Annotated in this window: 20 protein-coding genes; 8 read left to right on the forward strand and 12 right to left on the reverse strand. The window is 64.5% G+C overall.

What is annotated here, in order from left to right; all coding sequences use genetic code 11:
- Positions 1 to 37 precede the first annotated feature (37 nt).
- A complete protein-coding gene (locus tag H4W01_RS08300) occupies positions 38 to 793 on the forward strand; it encodes an alpha/beta hydrolase (RefSeq protein ID WP_334685204.1) in 756 nt (251 codons plus the stop codon).
- Here H4W01_RS08300 and H4W01_RS08305 read toward each other — a convergent pair.
- Positions 790 to 1287, reverse strand: coding sequence for a class I SAM-dependent methyltransferase (locus tag H4W01_RS08305; protein ID WP_010402639.1), 498 nt, complete (start codon positions 1285 to 1287; stop codon positions 790 to 792). The genes H4W01_RS08300 and H4W01_RS08305 overlap by 4 nt on opposite strands.
- A 160-nt stretch (positions 1288 to 1447) precedes the next feature.
- Here H4W01_RS08305 and H4W01_RS08310 point away from each other — a divergent pair, with 160 nt between their 5' ends.
- Positions 1448 to 1618 carry a CsbD family protein gene (locus tag H4W01_RS08310; RefSeq protein WP_029622322.1) on the forward strand — a complete coding sequence of 57 codons (171 nt, stop codon included), beginning with the start codon at positions 1448 to 1450 and terminating at the stop codon, positions 1616 to 1618.
- A 33-nt stretch (positions 1619 to 1651) separates the two neighbouring features.
- On the opposite strand, the gene H4W01_RS08315 is transcribed toward H4W01_RS08310, so the two are convergent.
- The 4 genes from H4W01_RS08315 to H4W01_RS08330 all read right to left on the reverse strand — a co-directional run bounded on the left by H4W01_RS08315 (position 1652) and on the right by H4W01_RS08330 (position 4465).
- Positions 1652 to 3319, reverse strand: a complete 1668-nt coding sequence (locus H4W01_RS08315; protein WP_209610650.1) for a thiamine pyrophosphate-binding protein — start codon at positions 3317 to 3319, stop codon at positions 1652 to 1654.
- A 243-nt stretch (positions 3320 to 3562) separates the two neighbouring features.
- The gene (gene grxD / locus H4W01_RS08320) at positions 3563 to 3898 is read right to left on the reverse strand and encodes a Grx4 family monothiol glutaredoxin (RefSeq protein ID WP_010402645.1); all 336 of its coding nucleotides are present in this window, start codon (positions 3896 to 3898) and stop codon (positions 3563 to 3565) included.
- A gap of 4 nt (positions 3899 to 3902) precedes the next feature.
- Positions 3903 to 4142 carry a BolA/IbaG family iron-sulfur metabolism protein gene (locus tag H4W01_RS08325; protein WP_010402646.1) on the reverse strand — a complete coding sequence of 80 codons (240 nt, stop codon included), beginning with the start codon at positions 4140 to 4142 and terminating at the stop codon, positions 3903 to 3905.
- Positions 4142 to 4465, reverse strand: coding sequence for a DUF1476 domain-containing protein (locus H4W01_RS08330; protein WP_010402647.1), 324 nt, complete (start codon positions 4463 to 4465; stop codon positions 4142 to 4144). The genes H4W01_RS08325 and H4W01_RS08330 overlap by 1 nt, the downstream gene beginning before the upstream one ends.
- Positions 4466 to 4662: 197 nt before the next feature.
- On the opposite strand from H4W01_RS08330, the gene H4W01_RS08335 reads away from it, so the two are divergent.
- Positions 4663 to 6108: an Nramp family divalent metal transporter gene (locus H4W01_RS08335; RefSeq protein ID WP_209610651.1), complete on the forward strand. Its 1446-nt coding sequence runs from the start codon at positions 4663 to 4665 to the stop codon at positions 6106 to 6108.
- 5 nt (positions 6109 to 6113) lie between these two features.
- Here H4W01_RS08335 and H4W01_RS08340 read toward each other — a convergent pair whose 3' ends face one another.
- The 7 genes from H4W01_RS08340 to H4W01_RS08370 all read right to left on the reverse strand — a co-directional run bounded on the left by H4W01_RS08340 (position 6114) and on the right by H4W01_RS08370 (position 13002).
- Positions 6114 to 7115, reverse strand: a complete 1002-nt coding sequence (locus H4W01_RS08340) for an NADPH:quinone oxidoreductase family protein (RefSeq protein WP_209610652.1) — start codon at positions 7113 to 7115, stop codon at positions 6114 to 6116.
- Positions 7078 to 7707 (reverse strand): 3-isopropylmalate dehydratase small subunit, encoded by a 630-nt coding sequence (gene leuD, locus H4W01_RS08345; RefSeq protein WP_209610653.1) that lies wholly within the window; start codon positions 7705 to 7707, stop codon positions 7078 to 7080. The genes H4W01_RS08340 and leuD overlap by 38 nt, the downstream gene beginning before the upstream one ends.
- Positions 7708 to 7933: 226 nt before the next feature.
- On the reverse strand, positions 7934 to 9388 hold the full coding sequence (gene leuC, locus H4W01_RS08350; RefSeq protein ID WP_209610654.1) for a 3-isopropylmalate dehydratase large subunit: 1455 nt from the start codon (positions 9386 to 9388) through the stop codon (positions 7934 to 7936).
- Positions 9389 to 9489: 101 nt separating this feature from the next.
- Positions 9490 to 10125, reverse strand: a complete 636-nt coding sequence (locus H4W01_RS08355; RefSeq protein ID WP_209610655.1) for a CoA transferase subunit B — start codon at positions 10123 to 10125, stop codon at positions 9490 to 9492.
- Positions 10125 to 10985: an HAD family acid phosphatase gene (locus tag H4W01_RS08360; protein ID WP_209613293.1), complete on the reverse strand. Its 861-nt coding sequence runs from the start codon at positions 10983 to 10985 to the stop codon at positions 10125 to 10127. Before H4W01_RS08360 ends, H4W01_RS08355 begins: the two co-directional genes overlap by 1 nt.
- Before the next feature lie 146 nt (positions 10986 to 11131).
- Complete coding sequence (locus tag H4W01_RS08365; RefSeq protein WP_209610656.1) at positions 11132 to 11833, reverse strand: CoA transferase subunit A; 702 nt, start codon at positions 11831 to 11833, stop codon at positions 11132 to 11134.
- Between the two features lie 476 nt (positions 11834 to 12309).
- Positions 12310 to 13002, reverse strand: a complete 693-nt coding sequence (locus H4W01_RS08370; protein ID WP_209610657.1) for a VIT1/CCC1 transporter family protein — start codon at positions 13000 to 13002, stop codon at positions 12310 to 12312.
- Positions 13003 to 13134: 132 nt separating this feature from the next.
- Between H4W01_RS08370 and H4W01_RS08375 the strand changes: the two genes are divergently transcribed.
- The 5 genes from H4W01_RS08375 (at position 13135) to H4W01_RS08395 (ending at position 17576) form a co-directional block, all read left to right on the forward strand.
- Complete coding sequence (locus tag H4W01_RS08375) at positions 13135 to 13503, forward strand: BlaI/MecI/CopY family transcriptional regulator (RefSeq protein WP_209610658.1); 369 nt, start codon at positions 13135 to 13137, stop codon at positions 13501 to 13503.
- Positions 13500 to 15137 carry a M56 family metallopeptidase gene (locus H4W01_RS08380; protein WP_209610659.1) on the forward strand — a complete coding sequence of 546 codons (1638 nt, stop codon included), beginning with the start codon at positions 13500 to 13502 and terminating at the stop codon, positions 15135 to 15137. Before H4W01_RS08375 ends, H4W01_RS08380 begins: the two co-directional genes overlap by 4 nt.
- Before the next feature lie 56 nt (positions 15138 to 15193).
- Entirely contained in the window at positions 15194 to 16051 is an 858-nt protein-coding gene (locus H4W01_RS08385; protein WP_209610660.1) for an MBL fold metallo-hydrolase, read from the forward strand.
- Positions 16048 to 16731, forward strand: a complete 684-nt coding sequence (locus H4W01_RS08390) for a DUF4230 domain-containing protein (protein WP_209610661.1) — start codon at positions 16048 to 16050, stop codon at positions 16729 to 16731. Before H4W01_RS08385 ends, H4W01_RS08390 begins: the two co-directional genes overlap by 4 nt.
- A 107-nt stretch (positions 16732 to 16838) precedes the next feature.
- Positions 16839 to 17576, forward strand: coding sequence for a hypothetical protein (locus H4W01_RS08395; RefSeq protein ID WP_209610662.1), 738 nt, complete (start codon positions 16839 to 16841; stop codon positions 17574 to 17576).
- Positions 17577 to 17613: the final 37 nt, after the last annotated feature.

A 17613-nucleotide genomic window follows, 5' to 3' on the forward strand; every position in this document is an offset into this window, starting at 1 on the left:
CTGTTATTCCGGCGACGATCGGCCTAGCCTTGCGCGCATGATGCACCGCCTTCTTCCCATCGCCATGCTCCTGACGGCGTGCAGCGCGCCGCAGGCCGACACCACCGCTTCGGCGTTCGAGGCACCAGCCCAGGCGGTGACGCTGACGGCGGCGGATGGAAAGAGCGTCTTTGGGCGGCTGTACCGTGCGGAGCATCCCAAGGCGACGATCCTGCTGTTTCACCAAGCGGGATCAAGCAAGGACGAATATCGCACGATCGCGCCGCGGCTGGTGGCCGCAGGCTATAGCGCGCTGGCGATTGATCAGCGCGCCGGTGGCACGCTCTACGGCCCGAACGAGACCAGCGCGCAATATCCGCATCCCGCAACCTATCTGGATGCGGTTCCCGATCTGCAAGCCGCGATTGACTGGGCGGCGCAGCAGCACGCCCCGGTGATCCTGTGGGGGAGCAGCTATTCGGCTGCGCTGGTCTTTGTGGTGGGGGCGCGCAATCGCCAAAAAATAACCGCGATTTTGTCGTTTTCGCCGGGCGAATATTTCGACGACAAGCAGCTTATAAAGCGCGCGGCGGCGCAGCTATCGGCCCCTGCCTATATTACCGCCGCCGCCAATGATGAGGAAACTGCCGCCGCCAAGAGCATTGCCGATGCGATGCCATCCCGCCTGGTGACGCGCTATATCCCCAAGCAGGGCGTGCACGGCTCCTCGACGTTGATCCGCGCCAAAGACCCAAAGGGCGCGGAAGACAATTGGTTGCCTGTGCTCGCTTTTCTGCGGAAAGTGGCCCCTTAAGGCTTGCGCGCGAGCCAGACGCCCGCGCCGCCGCAACTGGCGTCTTCGGCGACATACGCCATTTCGACCATGCCGCCAGCTTGGATCGCCGCGCTGTAATTCGCCGCCTCCAAGTCGGCGCGGTAGGGGGTTCCACTGCGATAGTCGTCGCGCGTCGGGTCGCGGTCGGGCGGCGCGTTGAACAAGAGCCGCCCGCCGCGTTTCAGCCAGTCGGCGGCGCGGCGCGCCATCAGCGCCTGGTCGGCGTGGGTAAACCAGGTCAGCGAATTCCAGGCGATCACGCCGTCAAACTGCCCGTCGAGCGTGACGGTGCGCATATCGGCCTTGACCCAGCGCTCGCGCGGAAACCGCGTTTGCGCCAAGTTGATCATCGATTGCGCGTGATCGACCCCAACGACCGCGTGGCCGCGCGCGATCAGAAAGCGCCCGATCGGCTCGCCGGCGCCACAACCAAGATCGAGGATCCTGCCGCCGCGCGGCAGCGGCTCGATCATGCGTTCGATCCAGTCGCGCGCCTCGAACGCGCCAGGGCGGATGGGTTTAGCCAAGGTGTATGGGAACCTGTTCGATTTTAAGCTGTTTTACAATCAGAAGCCGCTGATGTCGTCCAAACGACATCGCCCCTTCTTGGCGCAAGACGGAAAGGAAGCTCTCATGGGCGAACTCATCGACAAGATCAAAGGCAACGTCAACGAAGCCATTGGCAAGGCCAAGCAACACAGCGACAATCCTGACACGCAGGCCGAAGGTGCTGCGCAGGAGCTGAAGGGCAAGGCCCAGCAGACCGCAGGCAAGATCAAGGGCGCGCTCGGCGACGATATCTGAGCCAGCCTGACGTGGTGAAAGAAGGCCGCTTCGCTACCGCGAGGCGGCCTTTTTCATGGCGGTCAGCGTGGTGCCCGCGGTGATGGTCTCCACATCGGTTTTGAGGTGGAGCAGGCGCACGCCGGTCTGGCCCATCGCGCGGGCGAGGGCGGGGGCGAACTCTGCCGTCGTCTCGACCGTTTCCGCCCAGCAGCCATAAGCGCGTCCGAGCGCCGCAAAGTCCGGATTGGCGAGCGTGGTGCCGCTCACGCGACCGGGAAATTCGCGCTCCTGATGCATCCGGATCGTACCGTAAGCACCATTGTCGATGACGAGGACGAGCATGTTTGCGCCGTGCGCCACCGCCGTCGCGAGTTCCTGCCCGTTCATCAGGAAGCACCCGTCGCCCGCGAGCGCGACGACGGTACGATCCGGATGGCGCAAAGCGGCGGCGGTGGCGGCGGGGACGCCATAGCCCATTGCGCCTGCGGTGGGGGCGAGTTGGCTGTTCCGCTCATAGCGCCAGTAACGGTGCCACCAGCCGCTGTAATTGCCAGCGCCGTTGCAGATGATGCTGTCGGCGGGGAGTTGCTCGCGCATTTCGGCGACGCAGGGGCCGAGATCGAGTTTTACGCCCTCACGGGAGGCGGGGGTCGACCAGGCGAGATAGTCGGCATGGGCTTCCCGCGCGTCCGCGCGCGGCTCGGACGGCTCTTTTGCACTGACCAGATCGTTGGCGATCGGCCACATACCTGAACAGATCGCGATGTCGGTGCGATAGGTGCGGTTCAATTCGTTTGGATCTGGATGGACGTGGATTAGGGTCTGGCCGGGATGATTGGGCGTGATCAAGGTGTAGCCGTCTGTAGTCGCTTCTCCCAAGCGCGGGCCGACCACCAAAAGGACGTCGGCCTGCTTGATCCGCGCGACCAGTTTGGGGTTCGGCCCATAACCGAGATTGCCAGCCCATACCTTGTGGGTGTTGGGGACGGCATCCTGCCGCCGGAAGGCTCCCGCGACCGGAAGGCCCCACAGCCCCGCAAAGTGGCCGAACGCAGCACCGGCGGCCAAATCCCAACCGGCACCACCCACGATCGCCATCGGTGCCTTGCTCTGGCGGATAGCGTCGAGGGCACGCGCGACCAAGTCGGGATCGGGTATCGAATCCGCCCGTTCCACCCTGGGCCGGTCTACGGCCACCACTTCATCGAGCAGCATATCCTCGGGCAGTGCCAGCACCACCGGCCCCGGTCGGCCCGACATGGCGACGTTCCAGGCGCGCGCGACATATTCGGGGATGCGGCGGGCGTCGTCGATCTTGGCGGCCCATTTGGCGATGGGGCCAAACATCGCGGGAAAGTCGATTTCCTGAAAGGCCTCGCGGTCCTTGGTGGCGCGGTCGACATCGCCGATGAACAGCACCATCGGCTGCGAATCCTGCATCGCGACATGGACGCCAATCGAGGCATTGGTGGCACCGGGCCCGCGCGTGACGAAGGCGACGCCGGGCCGCCCGGTCAGCGCGCCATCGGCACACGCCATGAAGCCGACCCCGCCTTCCTGACGGCACACCACCAGATCGATTTCGGGCGTGTCGTGCAGCGCATCTAGCACGGCGAGGAAGCTCTCGCCGGGGACGGTGAAGATGCGGTCGCAGCCTTGCGCGACAAGCTGGTCGACCAGGATACGGCCGCCGGTGCGGGAGGTGGGGGAGCTGTGCATCGCCGGTTTTTAGCGAAGCGCTCACGCTTTGGGTAGGCCGCGATCGCGGACGGCGCGGTTTTCAGCAGTGTCGGGTTTCTTTACGGTCGGTGCTGTCACCGGCGACCGATTAACTATAGATCGTATTGGAAATCAGCGCTTTGCGGCAATTGGCACGCAGACTGCATCACAATGAGCACGCCGAGCGGTAATCGCTTCAGCAGGGCGGGCCAGCGCTTCAGCGCGGCCCGCCCGACCCGGCCATCAACCCGCTTTTACGACACCTTGCTCTTCGAGCAGCGTCGCAAGCTCGCCGCTTTCGTACATTTCCATCATGATGTCGGAGCCGCCGATGAACTCGCCCTTCACGTAAAGCTGCGGTATCGTCGGCCAATCCGAAAATTGCTTGATGCCCTGGCGCACGCCTTGGTCCTGCAGCACATCGACGCTGTCGAACTCTGCGCCGAGATGGTTGAGGATGGCCACCGCACGGCTGGAAAAACCGCATTGCGGGAAGAGCGGACTGCCCTTCATGAACAGCAAAACGTCGCTCTTGCCGACGAGTTCGGCGATACGGATCTGGTCTGGGTCAGTGCTCATTGTCTTACTCCTGTACAGGCACGGCGGTCGTAAGCTGGAGGGCGTGCAGCACGCCGCCCATGCGATCGCCGAGTGCGGCATAGACCGCGCGTTGTTGTTTCAGCCGCGGCAACCCGCGAAAACTCTCGGCGGTGACACGCGCCGCCCAATGGTCGCCGTCACCCGCCAGATCGGTCATTTCGACGCGCGCATCGGGAATCCCCGCGACGATCAGCGCCTCGATTTCGTCGGCCGCCATCGGCATTATTCGGACCCCATCAACTGACGGCGTGCTTCGATCGTCTTTTCCTCGATCGTGCGCCGGATCGCCGCTTCATCAATCGCGACATTGGCAGCGGTCAGATCGCTGACGAGCTTGCGGATCACATCCTCGTCGCCAGCTTCCTCGAAATCCGCCTGGACCACGGCGGTTGCATAAGCGTCGGATTCTTCCTTGGTCAGCCCCATCTGCGTCGCGGCCCATTGGCCCAGCAGACGGTTGCGGCGGGCCACGATCCGGAAAGCGACTTCTTCATCGCGGGCATATTTGGTCTCGAAGGCGCGCTCGCGATCGTCGAAAGTGGTCATGTGGATGGTCCCTTGGGCCTGTCGAATAACCCGACCGAGATAAGCGTGAGCCGGGCCGTGCGCAACGCCTGCAATAAGCGGGCACGCAAAAGGTGGCGTTTGCGCTGCTTTCGCGCGCTTGGCGGTGGCCCAATCGCCGTAGCGCGGTATAAACGCCGCCGATCGTATGTGCTTCAATCGGGAATTGCAAAACCCCAATGCCGCTTTTCCCCGACCGACCTTCCCCCAAAATTGTCCTTCGGCCGCCCGGCGCACAGGATTTTATCCCATCGCTGCCGGAGGCGCACCGCACGGTGAAGGTGTGGGAAACCGGTGATGCGAGTCAGCCGCGCTGGCGGCAATGGCTGGGTTTCGCCGGGCCGGGCTTCATGGTCTCGGTCGGCTATATGGACCCCGGCAATTGGGGCACCGATCTCGCGGGCGGCAGCCAGTTCGGCTATGCGCTGTTGTGGGTGATCCTCGCCTCGAACCTGATGGCGATCTTCCTGCAAGTGCTGTGCGCACGGCTCGGCATCGTGACCGGGCGCGACCTCGCGCAATCGTGCCGCGATTATTATCCCAGGCCGGTTGTGATCGGCCTGTGGCTGTTGTGCGAAATCGCCATCATCGCGTGTGATCTGGCGGAGGTGGTTGGGTCGGCCGTGGCGCTGAACCTGTTGCTCGGTTTGCCGCTGTTATGGGGGGTGCTGGTCACCGGGCTCGATGTGTTGCTGCTGCTGCTGCTGATCAATTTGGGGTTCCGCAAGATCGAGGCGGTGGTGATCGCGCTCGTCTCCACGATCGCTGCGTGCTTCGCCTATACGATCTATCTCGCCAAACCCGACTGGAGCGCGGCCGCGCTTGGCGCGATTACGCCGTCCATCCCCAATCAAGCGGCCTTGATTGTTGCGCTGGGGATCCTTGGGGCGACGGTTATGCCGCATAATTTGTATCTGCATTCGGCGATCGTGCAGACCCGTGCCTTTGGCAAGGGGGTGCGGGACATCAAAGCCGCGCTGGCGTTCAACACGGTCGACACGGTGCTCGCGCTGGGGGCTGCATTCTTCGTCAATGCGGCGATTCTGGTGCTTGCGGCGGCGGTGTTCTGGCGCAGCGGCGTGGTGGTGACCGAATTGCAGGACGCCCACCAATTGCTGCGTCCGGCGCTGGGTGGAGCAGCCGCGACGGCGTTTGCGCTGGCGTTGCTGGCGTCCGGACAGTCGAGCACCATTACCGGAACGCTTGCCGGGCAAATCGTGATGGAGGGGTTCCTGCGCATCCGGGTGCGGCCGTGGCTGCGCCGCCTGGTGACGCGCTCGCTCGCGATCATCCCGGCGCTGATCGTGATTTCGGCGACCGGCGGCAAAGACACGGTCGAATTGCTGGTCGTCAGCCAGGTCGTGCTGTCGATGCAATTGCCCTTCGCCATCTTTCCGCTGATGCTGGCGACGAGCGACCGCGCGCGGATGGGGGAATACGCCAATCCTGGCTGGGTGAAGGTGATGGGTTATACGATCTGTACGGGGATCGCCGTGCTGAACGTGTATCTGCTCTGGCAGACGATTGGGCCGGTGTGGGTTGCGGCGATGGCGACAGCGTTGATCGGATTTGCGGGATATGTCCGCTTCCTGAGCCCTTCCCCGACACCGGCCGAGGAAGGGTAGGGGGTCTATTCCGAGACGGTCACGACGAGTTTACCGATGGCCCCGCGCGCGGCCATCTTGGCGATGGCCTTGCCGCCATCTTCGAACGCGAAGGTCTCCGTCACGCGCGGCGCGATCTGGCCGTCTCTCCACAGCAAAAACAGCCGCTCGATATGCGCACGGTTCGCCTCCGGGTCGCGCGCCGCAAACGCACCCCAGAACACGCCGCACACGTCGCAGCTTTTGAGCAAGGTGAGGTTGAGCGGCAATTTCGGGATGCCGGCGGGGAAGCCGACGACGAGATAGCGTCCCTCCCAGCCGATGGAACGCAGCGCGGGTTCGGCATAATCGCCACCGACCGGATCGTAGATCACGTCATAACCGGCCTTGCCGCCCGCCGCCTTGAACTGTTCGGCCAGGGCCTTGGACTGGTCCTTGTCGAACGGCGCGCGGGCGTAGACGATCGTGTCGTCCGCACCAGCTTGTCGGGCGGCCTCTGCCTTTTCCTCGGACGACACTGCCGCGACGACGCGTGCGCCAAAGGCTTTGCCGAGTTCCACTGCGGCCAGCCCGACGCCGCCCGCCGCGCCCAGCACGAGCAAGGTCTGCCCCTCGGCAAGGTGTCCGCGGTCGAGCAGGGCGTGGATGGTAGTGCCATAGGTCAGCAACAGCGATGCGCCTTCGGCGAAGCTGCGGCCCTCGGGCAAGCGGTAGAGGCTGGCGGTGGGAAGGGCGATCTTTTCGACCAATCCGCCCGATCCGGTCATCGCGATCACGCGGTCGCCGGGCTTCCACTCGGTCACGCCAGTGCCGACGCTGTCGATCACCCCGGCGATTTCGCTGCCCGGCGCGAACGGGCGCGGCGGCTTGAACTGATATTTGTCCTCGATGATCAGCACATCGGGATAGTTGATCGAGCACGCCTTGACCGCGACCACCACCTGGCCCGGCCCTGCCACCGGATCGGGCAGGTCATCGATGACTAGAGTTTCAGGTCCGCCCGCTGCCTTCGACAACAATGCCCGCATGTGCCCGCTCTCCGCTTATCCACGGCCGGTGTTCTGCTACCCCGGCTTCGTATTTCGAAATCTGGGTATCTCTTGCCAGTGTCAGACCGACTTCGTCCAGCCCTTCCATCAGGCATTGGCGGCGGAAGGCGTCGAGGTCGAACGGAAAACGATCCTGATAGGGGGTCGTAACGGTCATCGTTTCGAGATCGACGGTAATCGGCTGGTCCTGCGCGACCACGAGCAGCCGGTCGATCGCATCTTGCGGCAACACGACGGCGACGATCCCGTTCTTGAAGGCGTTTCCGGAAAAAATGTCGGAGAAGCTTGGCGCGATCACGGCGGTGATGCCCATATCGGCAAGCGCCCAGGCGGCATGTTCGCGACTGGAGCCACAGCCGAAATTGTCGCCCGCGATCAGGATCTGGGCTCCGGCATAGCGCGGATCGTCGAAGACATTGCCTGCTTGCGCACGCACCGTTTCAAACGCGCCCTTGCCAAGGCCCTCTCGCGTAACGGTCTTCAGCCAATGCGCGGGGATAATGACGTCGGTATCGACATTCTTCTGCCCCCACGGATAGGCCGTGCCGGACACGCGCGTTACCGCCTGCATCACTGCGCTCCCGCTGGGCGATAGCCGCCGGAGCCCATGCGAAACATCGTCATCATGGAATATTTTCCCTAGCTTTCCAGCCCGACCGACACGGCAGGCGGGCATGCGACACCAGCCGCGCGTTATTTTCCGGCGGATATACCGATCGCGCTGGTCTTGGCGGTGGCGGCATAAGCGGCGAGACCGCTCAACACGGTGCCCATGATGAGCACAACCAGAACACGCTTCATACTCGATCCCCTTCCGCGGGATGTGTTACCAGATCTCGCACGTCACACAGTCTGCCGGTCACCGCCGCAGCCGCTGCCATCGCCGGTGACACCAGATGCGTCCGCGCGCCTGGGCCCTGCCGTCCTACGAAATTACGATTCGAAGTGGAAGCGCAGCGTAACCCTGGCGGTACTTTATCCGGGTTCATGGCAAGGCACATCGAACAGCCGGGCTCGCGCCATTCGAAACCGGCGGCGAGAAAGATGCGGTCGAGCCCTTCGGCTTCGGCCTGGCGCTTGACCAGGCCAGAACCCGGCACGATCAGCGCGTGCACACCATCGGAGACGCGGCGTCCGTTGGCGACGGCAGCGGCAGCGCGGAGATCCTCGATCCGGCTGTTGGTGCAACTGCCGATGAAGACATAATCGACGCCGATATCCTGCATCGCCGTGCCGGGAGTGAGGCCCATATAGGCGAGCGACTTATGCGCGGCATCGCGCTTGGCGGGATCGGCGAAGCTTTCCGGATCGGGGACGACGCCAGTAATCGCGACGACGTCCTCGGGCGAGGTGCCCCAGGTCAATTGCGGCGCGATGTCGGTGGCATCGAGCGTGACGACGCGGTCATAGACGGCACCGGGGTCGCTCGGCAGCGTCTGCCAATAAGCGACGGCCGCATCCCAGGCGGCTCCGTGCGGTGCCATCGGGCGGCCCTTGAGATAGGCGAAGGTGGTCGCGTCGGGCGCGATCAACCCTGATCGGGCACCGCCCTCGATCGACATGTTCGACACGGTCAGCCGCCCCTCGATCGACATCTCGCGAATGATCGATCCGGTATATTCAAGCACATAGCCGGTGCCCCCGGCGGCACCGATCTTGCCGATGATCGCCAGCGTCACATCCTTGGGGCTGATCCCGAAGCCGAGCGTGCCATCGACCCGCACCTCCATCGTCTTGGACTGGCCGAGCAGCAAGGTCTGCGTCGCGAGCACATGCTCGACCTCGCTGGTGCCGATGCCGAAGGCGAGCGCGCCGAGCGCGCCATGCGCCGAGGTATGGCTATCGCCACAGACCAGGGTGGTGCCTGGCAGGGTAAAGCCTTGCTCCGGGCCGACGACGTGGACGATGCCCTGTTCGGGGGCGAGTGCGTCGATATAGTCGATGCCGAAATCGCGGGTGTTGGTCTGCAGCGCGTCAAGCTGCGCCGCACTTTCGGGATCGGCGATCGGCAGCGGAGCCCCAGCCGCATCGCGCCGCGCGGTCGTCGGCAGATTGTGATCGGGCACGGCCAGCGTCAGATCGGGGCGTCGCACCGCGCGCCCATTGGCGCGAAGGCCCGAAAAGGCCTGCGGACTGGTGACCTCATGGACGAGGTGGCGATCGATATAGATCAGGCAGGTGCCATCGTCGCGGCGTTCCACGACGTGATCGGCCCAGATCTTTTCATACAGGGTGAGGGGACGGCTAGCCATTGGGGGTCTTTAACCGAAAGATGCGCCAGTTCAAGGCGCAGGCGACAGAATGTTACACGGACCAAGCCGTTCGCGCGGACAAACGGCGAGCTCGGACGTCGTCAGCGGATATAGTGGGCCGTGGTTTTGGCGGCGATGTCTTCAATCGTCACACCGGGGGCGGTTTCGACCAGCTTAAACGGCGATTGGTGGTCGGGGCGCTGGAATACCGCCAGATCGGTGATGATCATGTCGACGACGTTCTTGCCGGTCAGCGGCAAGGTGCAGGCCGGGATGAACTTGGGATCGCCATTCTTGGAGGTGTGCTCCATCACCACGATAATCTTCTTGACGCCCGCGACGAGATCCATCGCGCCGCCCATGCCCTTGATCATCTTGCCCGGGATCATCCAATTGGCGATGTCGCCATTTTCGGCGACTTCCATCGCGCCAAGCACGGTCAAATCGATATGGCCGCCGCGGATCATCGCGAAGCTGTCGGACGAGCTGAAATAGGCGCTTTGCGGCAATTCGCTGATCGTCTGCTTGCCGGCGTTGATGAGGTCGGCGTCTTCCTCGCCTGCGAGCGGGAAGGGGCCGATGCCGAGCATGCCGTTTTCGGACTGGAGCGTGACCTCGACCCCCGCCGGAATATGGTTGGCGACCAGCGTCGGGATGCCGATGCCGAGATTGACGTAGAAGCCGTCCTGCAGCTCGCGCGCGGCGCGCGCGGCCATTTCGTCACGGGTCCAGGCCATTATTTCTCTCCAGATGCTGGGGGCGACCAGCGCTTGTCGGCGGGGAAAATATCGTCGAGCCCGCCTTTGAGCGCGGTGCCGTAAACCGGGTTGGGCAGCACGAACCAGAAGCGGCCCCACATGCCGTGGATGGCTGGGGAGGACACGGCGGCACGGCGCTGTTGCGGGGTGCCGGTGAACAGATCGGAGAAATCGCCGAGCTGATCGCCGCCCATCGCCACGACGCAATAGCGCGCGGCGATTGCCTGACGGCGCGAATCCTTGCCCGAGCCGCTGCCGAGATCACCCTTCAGCCACAAGGTCTCGCCGTGTTTCGCGGTGCCCAATCCGGCGTGCGCGATCGCCGCTTCGGTGAAGGCGGCGTTGGCGGCACTGCGGTTGGTGTTGAACACCACGGTTACGCCCATCGTGCGGAGCTCGTTTACGGCGGCGATGGCGCCTGGCACGGCCGCGACCCGGTCGACCCCGGCTTGCTCCCATTGCAGCCAGTGCGCCTCGTCATACGGGGCACCCGGATGCGTCGCATCGTCATATTCGAAGCCGAGATTGAGCAGCAGCGTCTCGTCCACGTCGAACACCACCGCGCGGGGACGGTCTCCGCAGGGAAGGGTTTCGGGCTGGTCGAGCGTGGAGCCGGGGCGGAGCACCGCCGAAGTGCGGTCACTCAGCGCCTTGGGATCGGCCTTTTCGCTCGCCAAGCGGCGGCGCACGGCATCGACCAGCGTATTGTAGGCCTGCCGATCGAGCGCGGCGGCTTCGCCCGAGCCGTAGAGGAATTGCATGGCGGGGGGGACCGTGGCGGGTGCGACGGGGGCGGGCGCAACTGTTGTCTGCGACACTGTCGTGCAGGCGGACACCATCAAAGCGAGCGCAAGCAAAATCCCCCTCCCGCTTGCGGGAGGGGTTAGGGGAGGGGCGTGCCTGTCGAGAGCCGTGTTGGATTCAAGCCCTCCCCCAGCCCCTCCCGCCAGCGGGAGGGGGGCAGAAGAACGGGTGAGCACCCGCATCACGCCGCCTCGCGGACGGTGCGGAATTCGATCTTCTTGTCGTAGGGCGCGCCGAGGATCAGGCGCTGGACGTAGATGCCGGGCAAATGGATGCAATCGGGATCGAGCGAACCGACGGGGACGATCTCTTCCACCTCGGCGATGCAGATCTTGCCCGCGGTCGCCATCGGCTGGTTGAAGTTGCGCGCGGTCTTGCGGAAGATGAGGTTGCCGCTTTCATCGGCCTTCCAGCCCTTGATGATCGACAGATCGGCGCGGATGCCGCGTTCGAGGATATAGTCATCTCCGTCGAAATTCTTCACTTCCTTGCCCTCGGCGACGAGCGTGCCGACGCCGGTCTTGGTGTAGAAACCGGGGATTCCCGCGCCGCCTGCGCGGCAACGCTCGGCGAGCGTGCCTTGCGGGCAGAATTCGACCTCGAGTTCGCCCGCCAGATATTGCCGCTCGAATTCCTTATTCTCGCCGACATAAGACGAGATCATCTTCTTGACCTGGCGCGTGCGCAGCAGCTTGCCCAAGCCCTCGCCATCGATACCGGCATTGTTGCTGGCGATCGTCAGATCCTTGGTGCCGGCGTCGCGAATCGCGTCGATCAGGCGCTCAGGGATACCGCACAGGCCAAAGCCGCCCGCGCAAATCGTCATCCCGTCGTGGAGCACACCGTCCAGGGCGGCAGCGGCATCGGCGTAGATCTTGCGCATGGGCATGGCCTTTCGATTTTCGCGCCGATTAGGGCGGGGAAGGGCGGTGGGTCAAGCCGTGGTGGCTCCGGAAGAGATGGTTCTCGCGGAGGCGCGGAGAGGGCGTGTTGGCCGCGCGCAGCGCCCTTCATACTCAAGCCGGGGGCGCGCAGGGCAACACAGGCGGTGAGCGGCTCTTCTCCGCGCCTCCGCGCCTCCGCGCGAGCAGATTTTCACGCGAAGGCGCGAAGGCGCGAAGACGAGTTTCTCTGCGTCCTCTGCGTCCTCTGCGCCTCTGCGCGCAAAAAAGAAGATCTTTTCGCGCAGAGGCGCGGAGGACGCAGAGGGGAGGGAAATTAAGGCGTGTCACCGGGGTTGATGAGGGCGGTGTGGTGGGATTGCTTCGCGTCTTCGCGTCTTCGCGTGATCAAAAATTCACGCGACGTCGGTTGATCGGAGGAGGACCATCTCCGCGCCGCCGCGCGAACAACAACCGTTTAAACGCGGGTGCCGAAGACGTGGCCGATCCCCGCGGTGACGGCCATGGCGAGCGCGCCCCAGAACAGCACGCGGACCGCGCCCTTCCACAGATTGGCGCCGCCGACATAGGCCCCGGCCGCGCCCAGCACGGCGAGCAGGACCAGCGTCGCGGCGACGACGGCCTCGACCAATACCGTGCCGCGGAACAGGAACGCCATCAGTACCGGGAAGATCGCGCCAATGGCAAAGCTCGCCGCCGAGGCGAGCGCGGCCTGGACTGGCTTGGCCTCCATGGTTTCATGGATGCCGAGTTCGTCGCGCATATGCGCGCCCAGCGCATCATGCGCCATCAATTGCTCGGCCACCTGGTTGGCGAGCGCGGTATCGAGCCCGCGCTGACGGTAAATGGCGGCGAGTTCCTTGGTTTCGGCCTTGGGGTCTTCCTCCAGTTCCGCCGCCTCGCGCGTGCGTTCGGCGGTTTCGGTATCGGCCTGCGAGCTGACCGAGACATATTCGCCCGCCGCCATCGACATCGCGCCCGCGACCAACCCGGCAATGCCGGTGGTGAGGATCGCGCTCTGGCTCTGCGCGGCGGCGGCGACCCCGACGATCAAGCTGGCGGTCGACAGCAAGCCGTCATTCGCGCCGAGAACCGCCGCGCGCAGCCAGCCGATGCGCTGAACCACATGTCTTTCGCCGTGTCTGATCATGCGGGTGGCGTAGCTGCCGCGCGCGCAACATGCCAGTTGCAATCCGCCAATTTCGCACAGCCGTCTTTTGCCATATTGACTACAGGCGTAATCGGTATGATTACGGGCGTAGTCAGTACGGAGGCGAGTCGAATGGCCGAACGGATTAGCGATGCCGAACATACCGTGATGGAGGTGCTGTGGGATGAAAGCCCGCTGACCGCGCAGGATGTGGCCGAGCGTATTCCGGCCGAGCGCGAGTGGAGCGCCAATACCGTCAAGACCTTGCTCGGGCGACTGCTCGCCAAGAATGTGATCGCCCATGAGGAAGATGGGCGGCGCTATCTTTATCGTCCGCTGGTGCAGCGCGAAGAGTATGTCGCGGGGGAATCGCGCAAGCTGATGGATCGCCTGTTCGGCGGGAAGCTGAGCCCGCTGGTCGCGCACCTGGCCGAGCGCGATGCGCTGACCGCGCAGGACATTGCCGAGATCGAGGCATTGCTGAAGGAGCTCAAGGCATGATCAGCTGGCTTATCGAGAGTTTGATCGCGTCCACGCTGCTGATGGTGGCGGTGCTGGCGCTGCGCGTGCCGGTGCGCAAAGCATTCGGGCCCGATATCGCTTATGCTCTGTGGCTTCTGCCGGCGGTGCGGCTGGTGCTGCCGCCTTTACCCGGCATCTGGCATGCAGCGGCGGTCGCGCCGGTGTTGCGCGCAAGCCAGGAGGTGACCGTTCTCTTCGTCGATCCGGTCGGCGAAAGTGCGGTCGGCCCGGCGGCGCAGCCGCTCTGGGCGATCCTTGCCGTGCTCTTGGCGATACTATGGGTTGTCGGTGCGATCGCGTTCTTTGGCTGGCACTGGCACCACCATGTGCGGTTTTGTCGCCGGATGGTGGAGCAGGCGGCGGCGAGCGACGACCTGGACGGCGTCCGTGTCATCGAAACCGATGCGGCCACGGGTCCGCTCGCCTTTGGCGTGCTGCATCGCTACGTCGCCTTCCCGCGCGACTTTGCCGAACGCTATGAGCCCGAAGAGCGCGATCTCGCGCTGGCGCACGAGCTCGGCCACCATGCGCGCGGGGATTTGATCGCCAATTGGGTGGCGCTCGCGGTGCTGGCGCTGCACTGGTTCAACCCGATCGCCTGGCGCGCCTTCCGCGCTTTCCGCGCCGACCAGGAAATCGCCAACGATGCGCGCGTGCTGGCGGGCATGAACCCGATGCGGCGGCACACTTATGCCTGCGCGATCCTGAAGGCGGCGCATCCAAGCTTTTTGGGCGGGACGGTTTCGGCGACCTGCCACCTCCACACCATCGACGATCTGAAAGGGAGACTGAGGATGTTGACCACGACCAAAACCTCGCGCCTGCGCCTGATCGGCGGTGGTGCGGCGGTATCGATCTTCGCGCTGGCGGGGCTCGGTTTGACGGCGTCGGGCACGGCGGCGGCGGCGAAGGTGCGCAGTTCGGTGGAAACGGCGACCGGGGTCAAGCTGGCCAGCCTCGACCAGGTTGCGGCACCCGCCGCACCCGCCGCACCCGCTGCGCCGGCCACGCCCGAACCAGCCGCTCCGGCACAGTCCATCGCGCCCGAGGAGGTCGCGGCGGTTCCGCCCGCGCCGCCCGCGCCGCCCACGCCGCCCGCTACCGCCGCAGATGCAATCGGCACGGGCAGCACGACGGTGATAACGGTGACCAAGGATGGCAAGCGCATCGTTCGCTATGGCCGCTATGTGAAGCTCAACCGAGACGGCAGTTCGACCTTGGTCGGCGAAATTGATCCGGTGCACGGGCTGGCGGCGATGCCGCCAATGCCTGCCATGCCGCCAATGCCGAAGATGCCACAGGTGGTATCGCGCTCCTGCGGGACGGGTGGTCCGGGCGAGACGATGGTGATCCACAATCAGGATGCGGCGGGACGGCGTATCATCATCTGCAGCGATCGCATCGCCGCTGCGGCCGCCAAGGGGATTGCGATGGCCGCGAACAGCAAGGTCATTCAGCGCACCGCCTATACCAGCGCGCTGAGCGGGCTGCGCAAGGCGCAGGAAAAGATGCGCATGGACACCGACCAAGGCGTGGAAGCGCGAGCACAGGCGCTGCATGCGATCGATACCGCGATCGCCGAAATCGAGAGCAAGCTTGCCACTGTCGACTGACCCTGCCGGGTCGTGCGGGCTTGCGTCTGCCCGCACGACCCGCCATCTCGATGGGTATGAGCGACCAAATCTCCGGCGTGCCCGAGCAACTCGAGCCCCTTGTCGCGCGCTTGCTTGCCCCCAATCCGTCGCCTTTCACCTCGACCGGGACGCAGGTGCATTTGGTCGGCACCAGCGATGTCGCGGTGATCGATCCCGGCCCCGACACACCCGACCATATCGCGGCGATCCTCCGCGCCATCGCCGGGCGTCCGGTGCGCGCCATCATGATCACCCATACCCATCGCGACCACAGCCCAGGCTCGCGTCCGCTGGCGGCGGCGACGGGTGCGCCGATCGTCGGTTGTGCGCCGCTCGCGCTGGATGACGATGGCATCCGCAGCGACGCCTCCTTCGATCGCGACTACGCCGCCGACCGCATTCTCGCGGATGGGGACGCCGTGACGGGGGACGGGTGGACGCTGACCGCGCTGGCGACCCCCGGCCACACCTCCAACCATCTCGCCTTTGCCTTGCCCGAGAGCCGGGCGCTGTTCAGCGGGGACCATGTGATGGGCTGGTCGACCAGCATCGTCTCGCCGCCCGACGGAGACATGGCGGCGTATATGGCAAGCCTGGAAAAGCTGCTGCCGCGCGACGACCGTATCTATTATCCCTCGCATGGCGATCCGGTGACCAATCCGCAGCGGCTTGTGCGCGGGATGCTCGGCCATCGCAAACAACGCGAGGGGCAGATCCTGCGGCTGCTCCGCGCCCAACCGGCGACGATCGCCACGATGGTCGAGCGCATGTATGTCGGGATCGATCCGCGCCTGTTTCCCGCCGCTGAACGATCTGTGCTGGCGCATTTGATCGACCTCGCACAGCGCGGCGAGGTTTTTGTTGAAGGTGAGCTTTGGAGCGCGAAAGCATGACGTTCGTCGGCAAATTCGCAGCGGCGCTGGCGCTGATCGCCGTGTTCATCCTGGGGCTGGTATGGGGCATCGGCGCTATGGTCGAGCACAAGCTTGCCGGCCCGGACCCCGTGACGATCGCCAGCGGGTCGCTTCAAGGGTTGCGCGAACAGAACCGGCTGTCGGCCTTCGCCGCGCGGTTCGTTGCGGTCTCAACCTCGACCCAGACGCAATTCGGTTTGCAAGCCAAGAAGACGCTGATCATGCCGGGAACGGTTGAATATCACGTCGATATGGCGAAGCTGAACGCGCGCGACGTGACGTGGGACGCCAAAAGCCGCACGCTCGGCGTCGTGCTGCCGCCGGTCGAGGCATCGGCACCGCAAATCGACATGACGCAGATCCGCGAATATGGCGAAGGCGGAATCCTGTCCAAAATCACCGATGCCGATGCGAAACTCGAGGCGGCAAACCGCGCCGCCGGTCAAAAGGAACTTGTGCGCCAGGCGCATGAAGCGGTGCCCCTCCGCCTTGCCCGCGACGCTACGCGCCGTGCGGTGGAGCGGAGCTTTGCGCTGCCGCTCAAGGCGGCAGGCCTGGATGCGACCGTCAAGGTGCGCTTCGCCGATGAGGGACACGACAATAGCGAAGTGTGGGACACCACCAAGTCCATCGCCGAAGTCCTGGCCAATCGCAAATAACGGACGGCGCGGTTCCTTCATCGCCGATTCAATGGTATAGACCCCTATCGATTCGATTTCGTCGGGGGGCGGGCATGGCATCTTTAGCGGAATCTCATCGGATCGTTGTGAAAGACGATCGTTTCTTTTTCATCACGTCGCTTATCATGGCGGCAATTGTCGTCGCGGGCTTCTCGTTAATGATCGTCACGGGCCGGTCGAGCTTTGGCTCCCCGCCCATTGTTCATGCCCATGCCGTGGTCTTCATGGGCTGGGTGGTGTTGTATGTGACGCAGAATGCGCTGGTCGCGCGGGGCTCGATCGCGCTGCATCGGCGGCTTGGGTGGATTGCTGCGGGCTGGGTCGTGGCGATGATCGTGCTCGGCACGGTCGTCACGGTGCGCGTGATACGGCTCGGTCATACGCCGTTCTTCTTTCCACCGGCCTTGTTCCTGGTGCTCAATCCGGTGATGATTCTGACCTTCGCGGGTTTGATCGGCGCTGCGATCGTGCGGCGGCGGCAGACGGAGTGGCATCGGCGGCTGAATTTCTCGGGAATGGCATTGCTGCTGGGGCCGGCATATGGGCGGTTGCTGCCGATGCCGTTTCTGATCCCTTATGCTTATGAGGTCGATACTCTGGCCGTGCTGATCCTTCCCGTCATCGGCATCGTCTTTGATCTGCGCCGTAATGGCACCATTCATCCGGCCTGGTGGTGGGGTCTCGCGGCGATCATCGGATCGACGTTGCTCTCCGAAGCAATCACCTACAGTCCGCTGGGTACGGCCCTGTACCGCGTGGCAACGGAAGGATCGGCGGGCGCGTCGATTGCACCGCTTGCCTATCCGCCATTCCCGCTCTCTTGATCGCGCGGCCGCACGCGTCCATGTGCAGCGCGCAAAC

The sequence above is a fragment of the Sphingomonas sp. PL20 genome, from assembly GCF_017875905.1.
Taxonomy (GTDB): Bacteria; Pseudomonadota; Alphaproteobacteria; order Sphingomonadales; family Sphingomonadaceae; genus Sphingomonas; species Sphingomonas echinoides.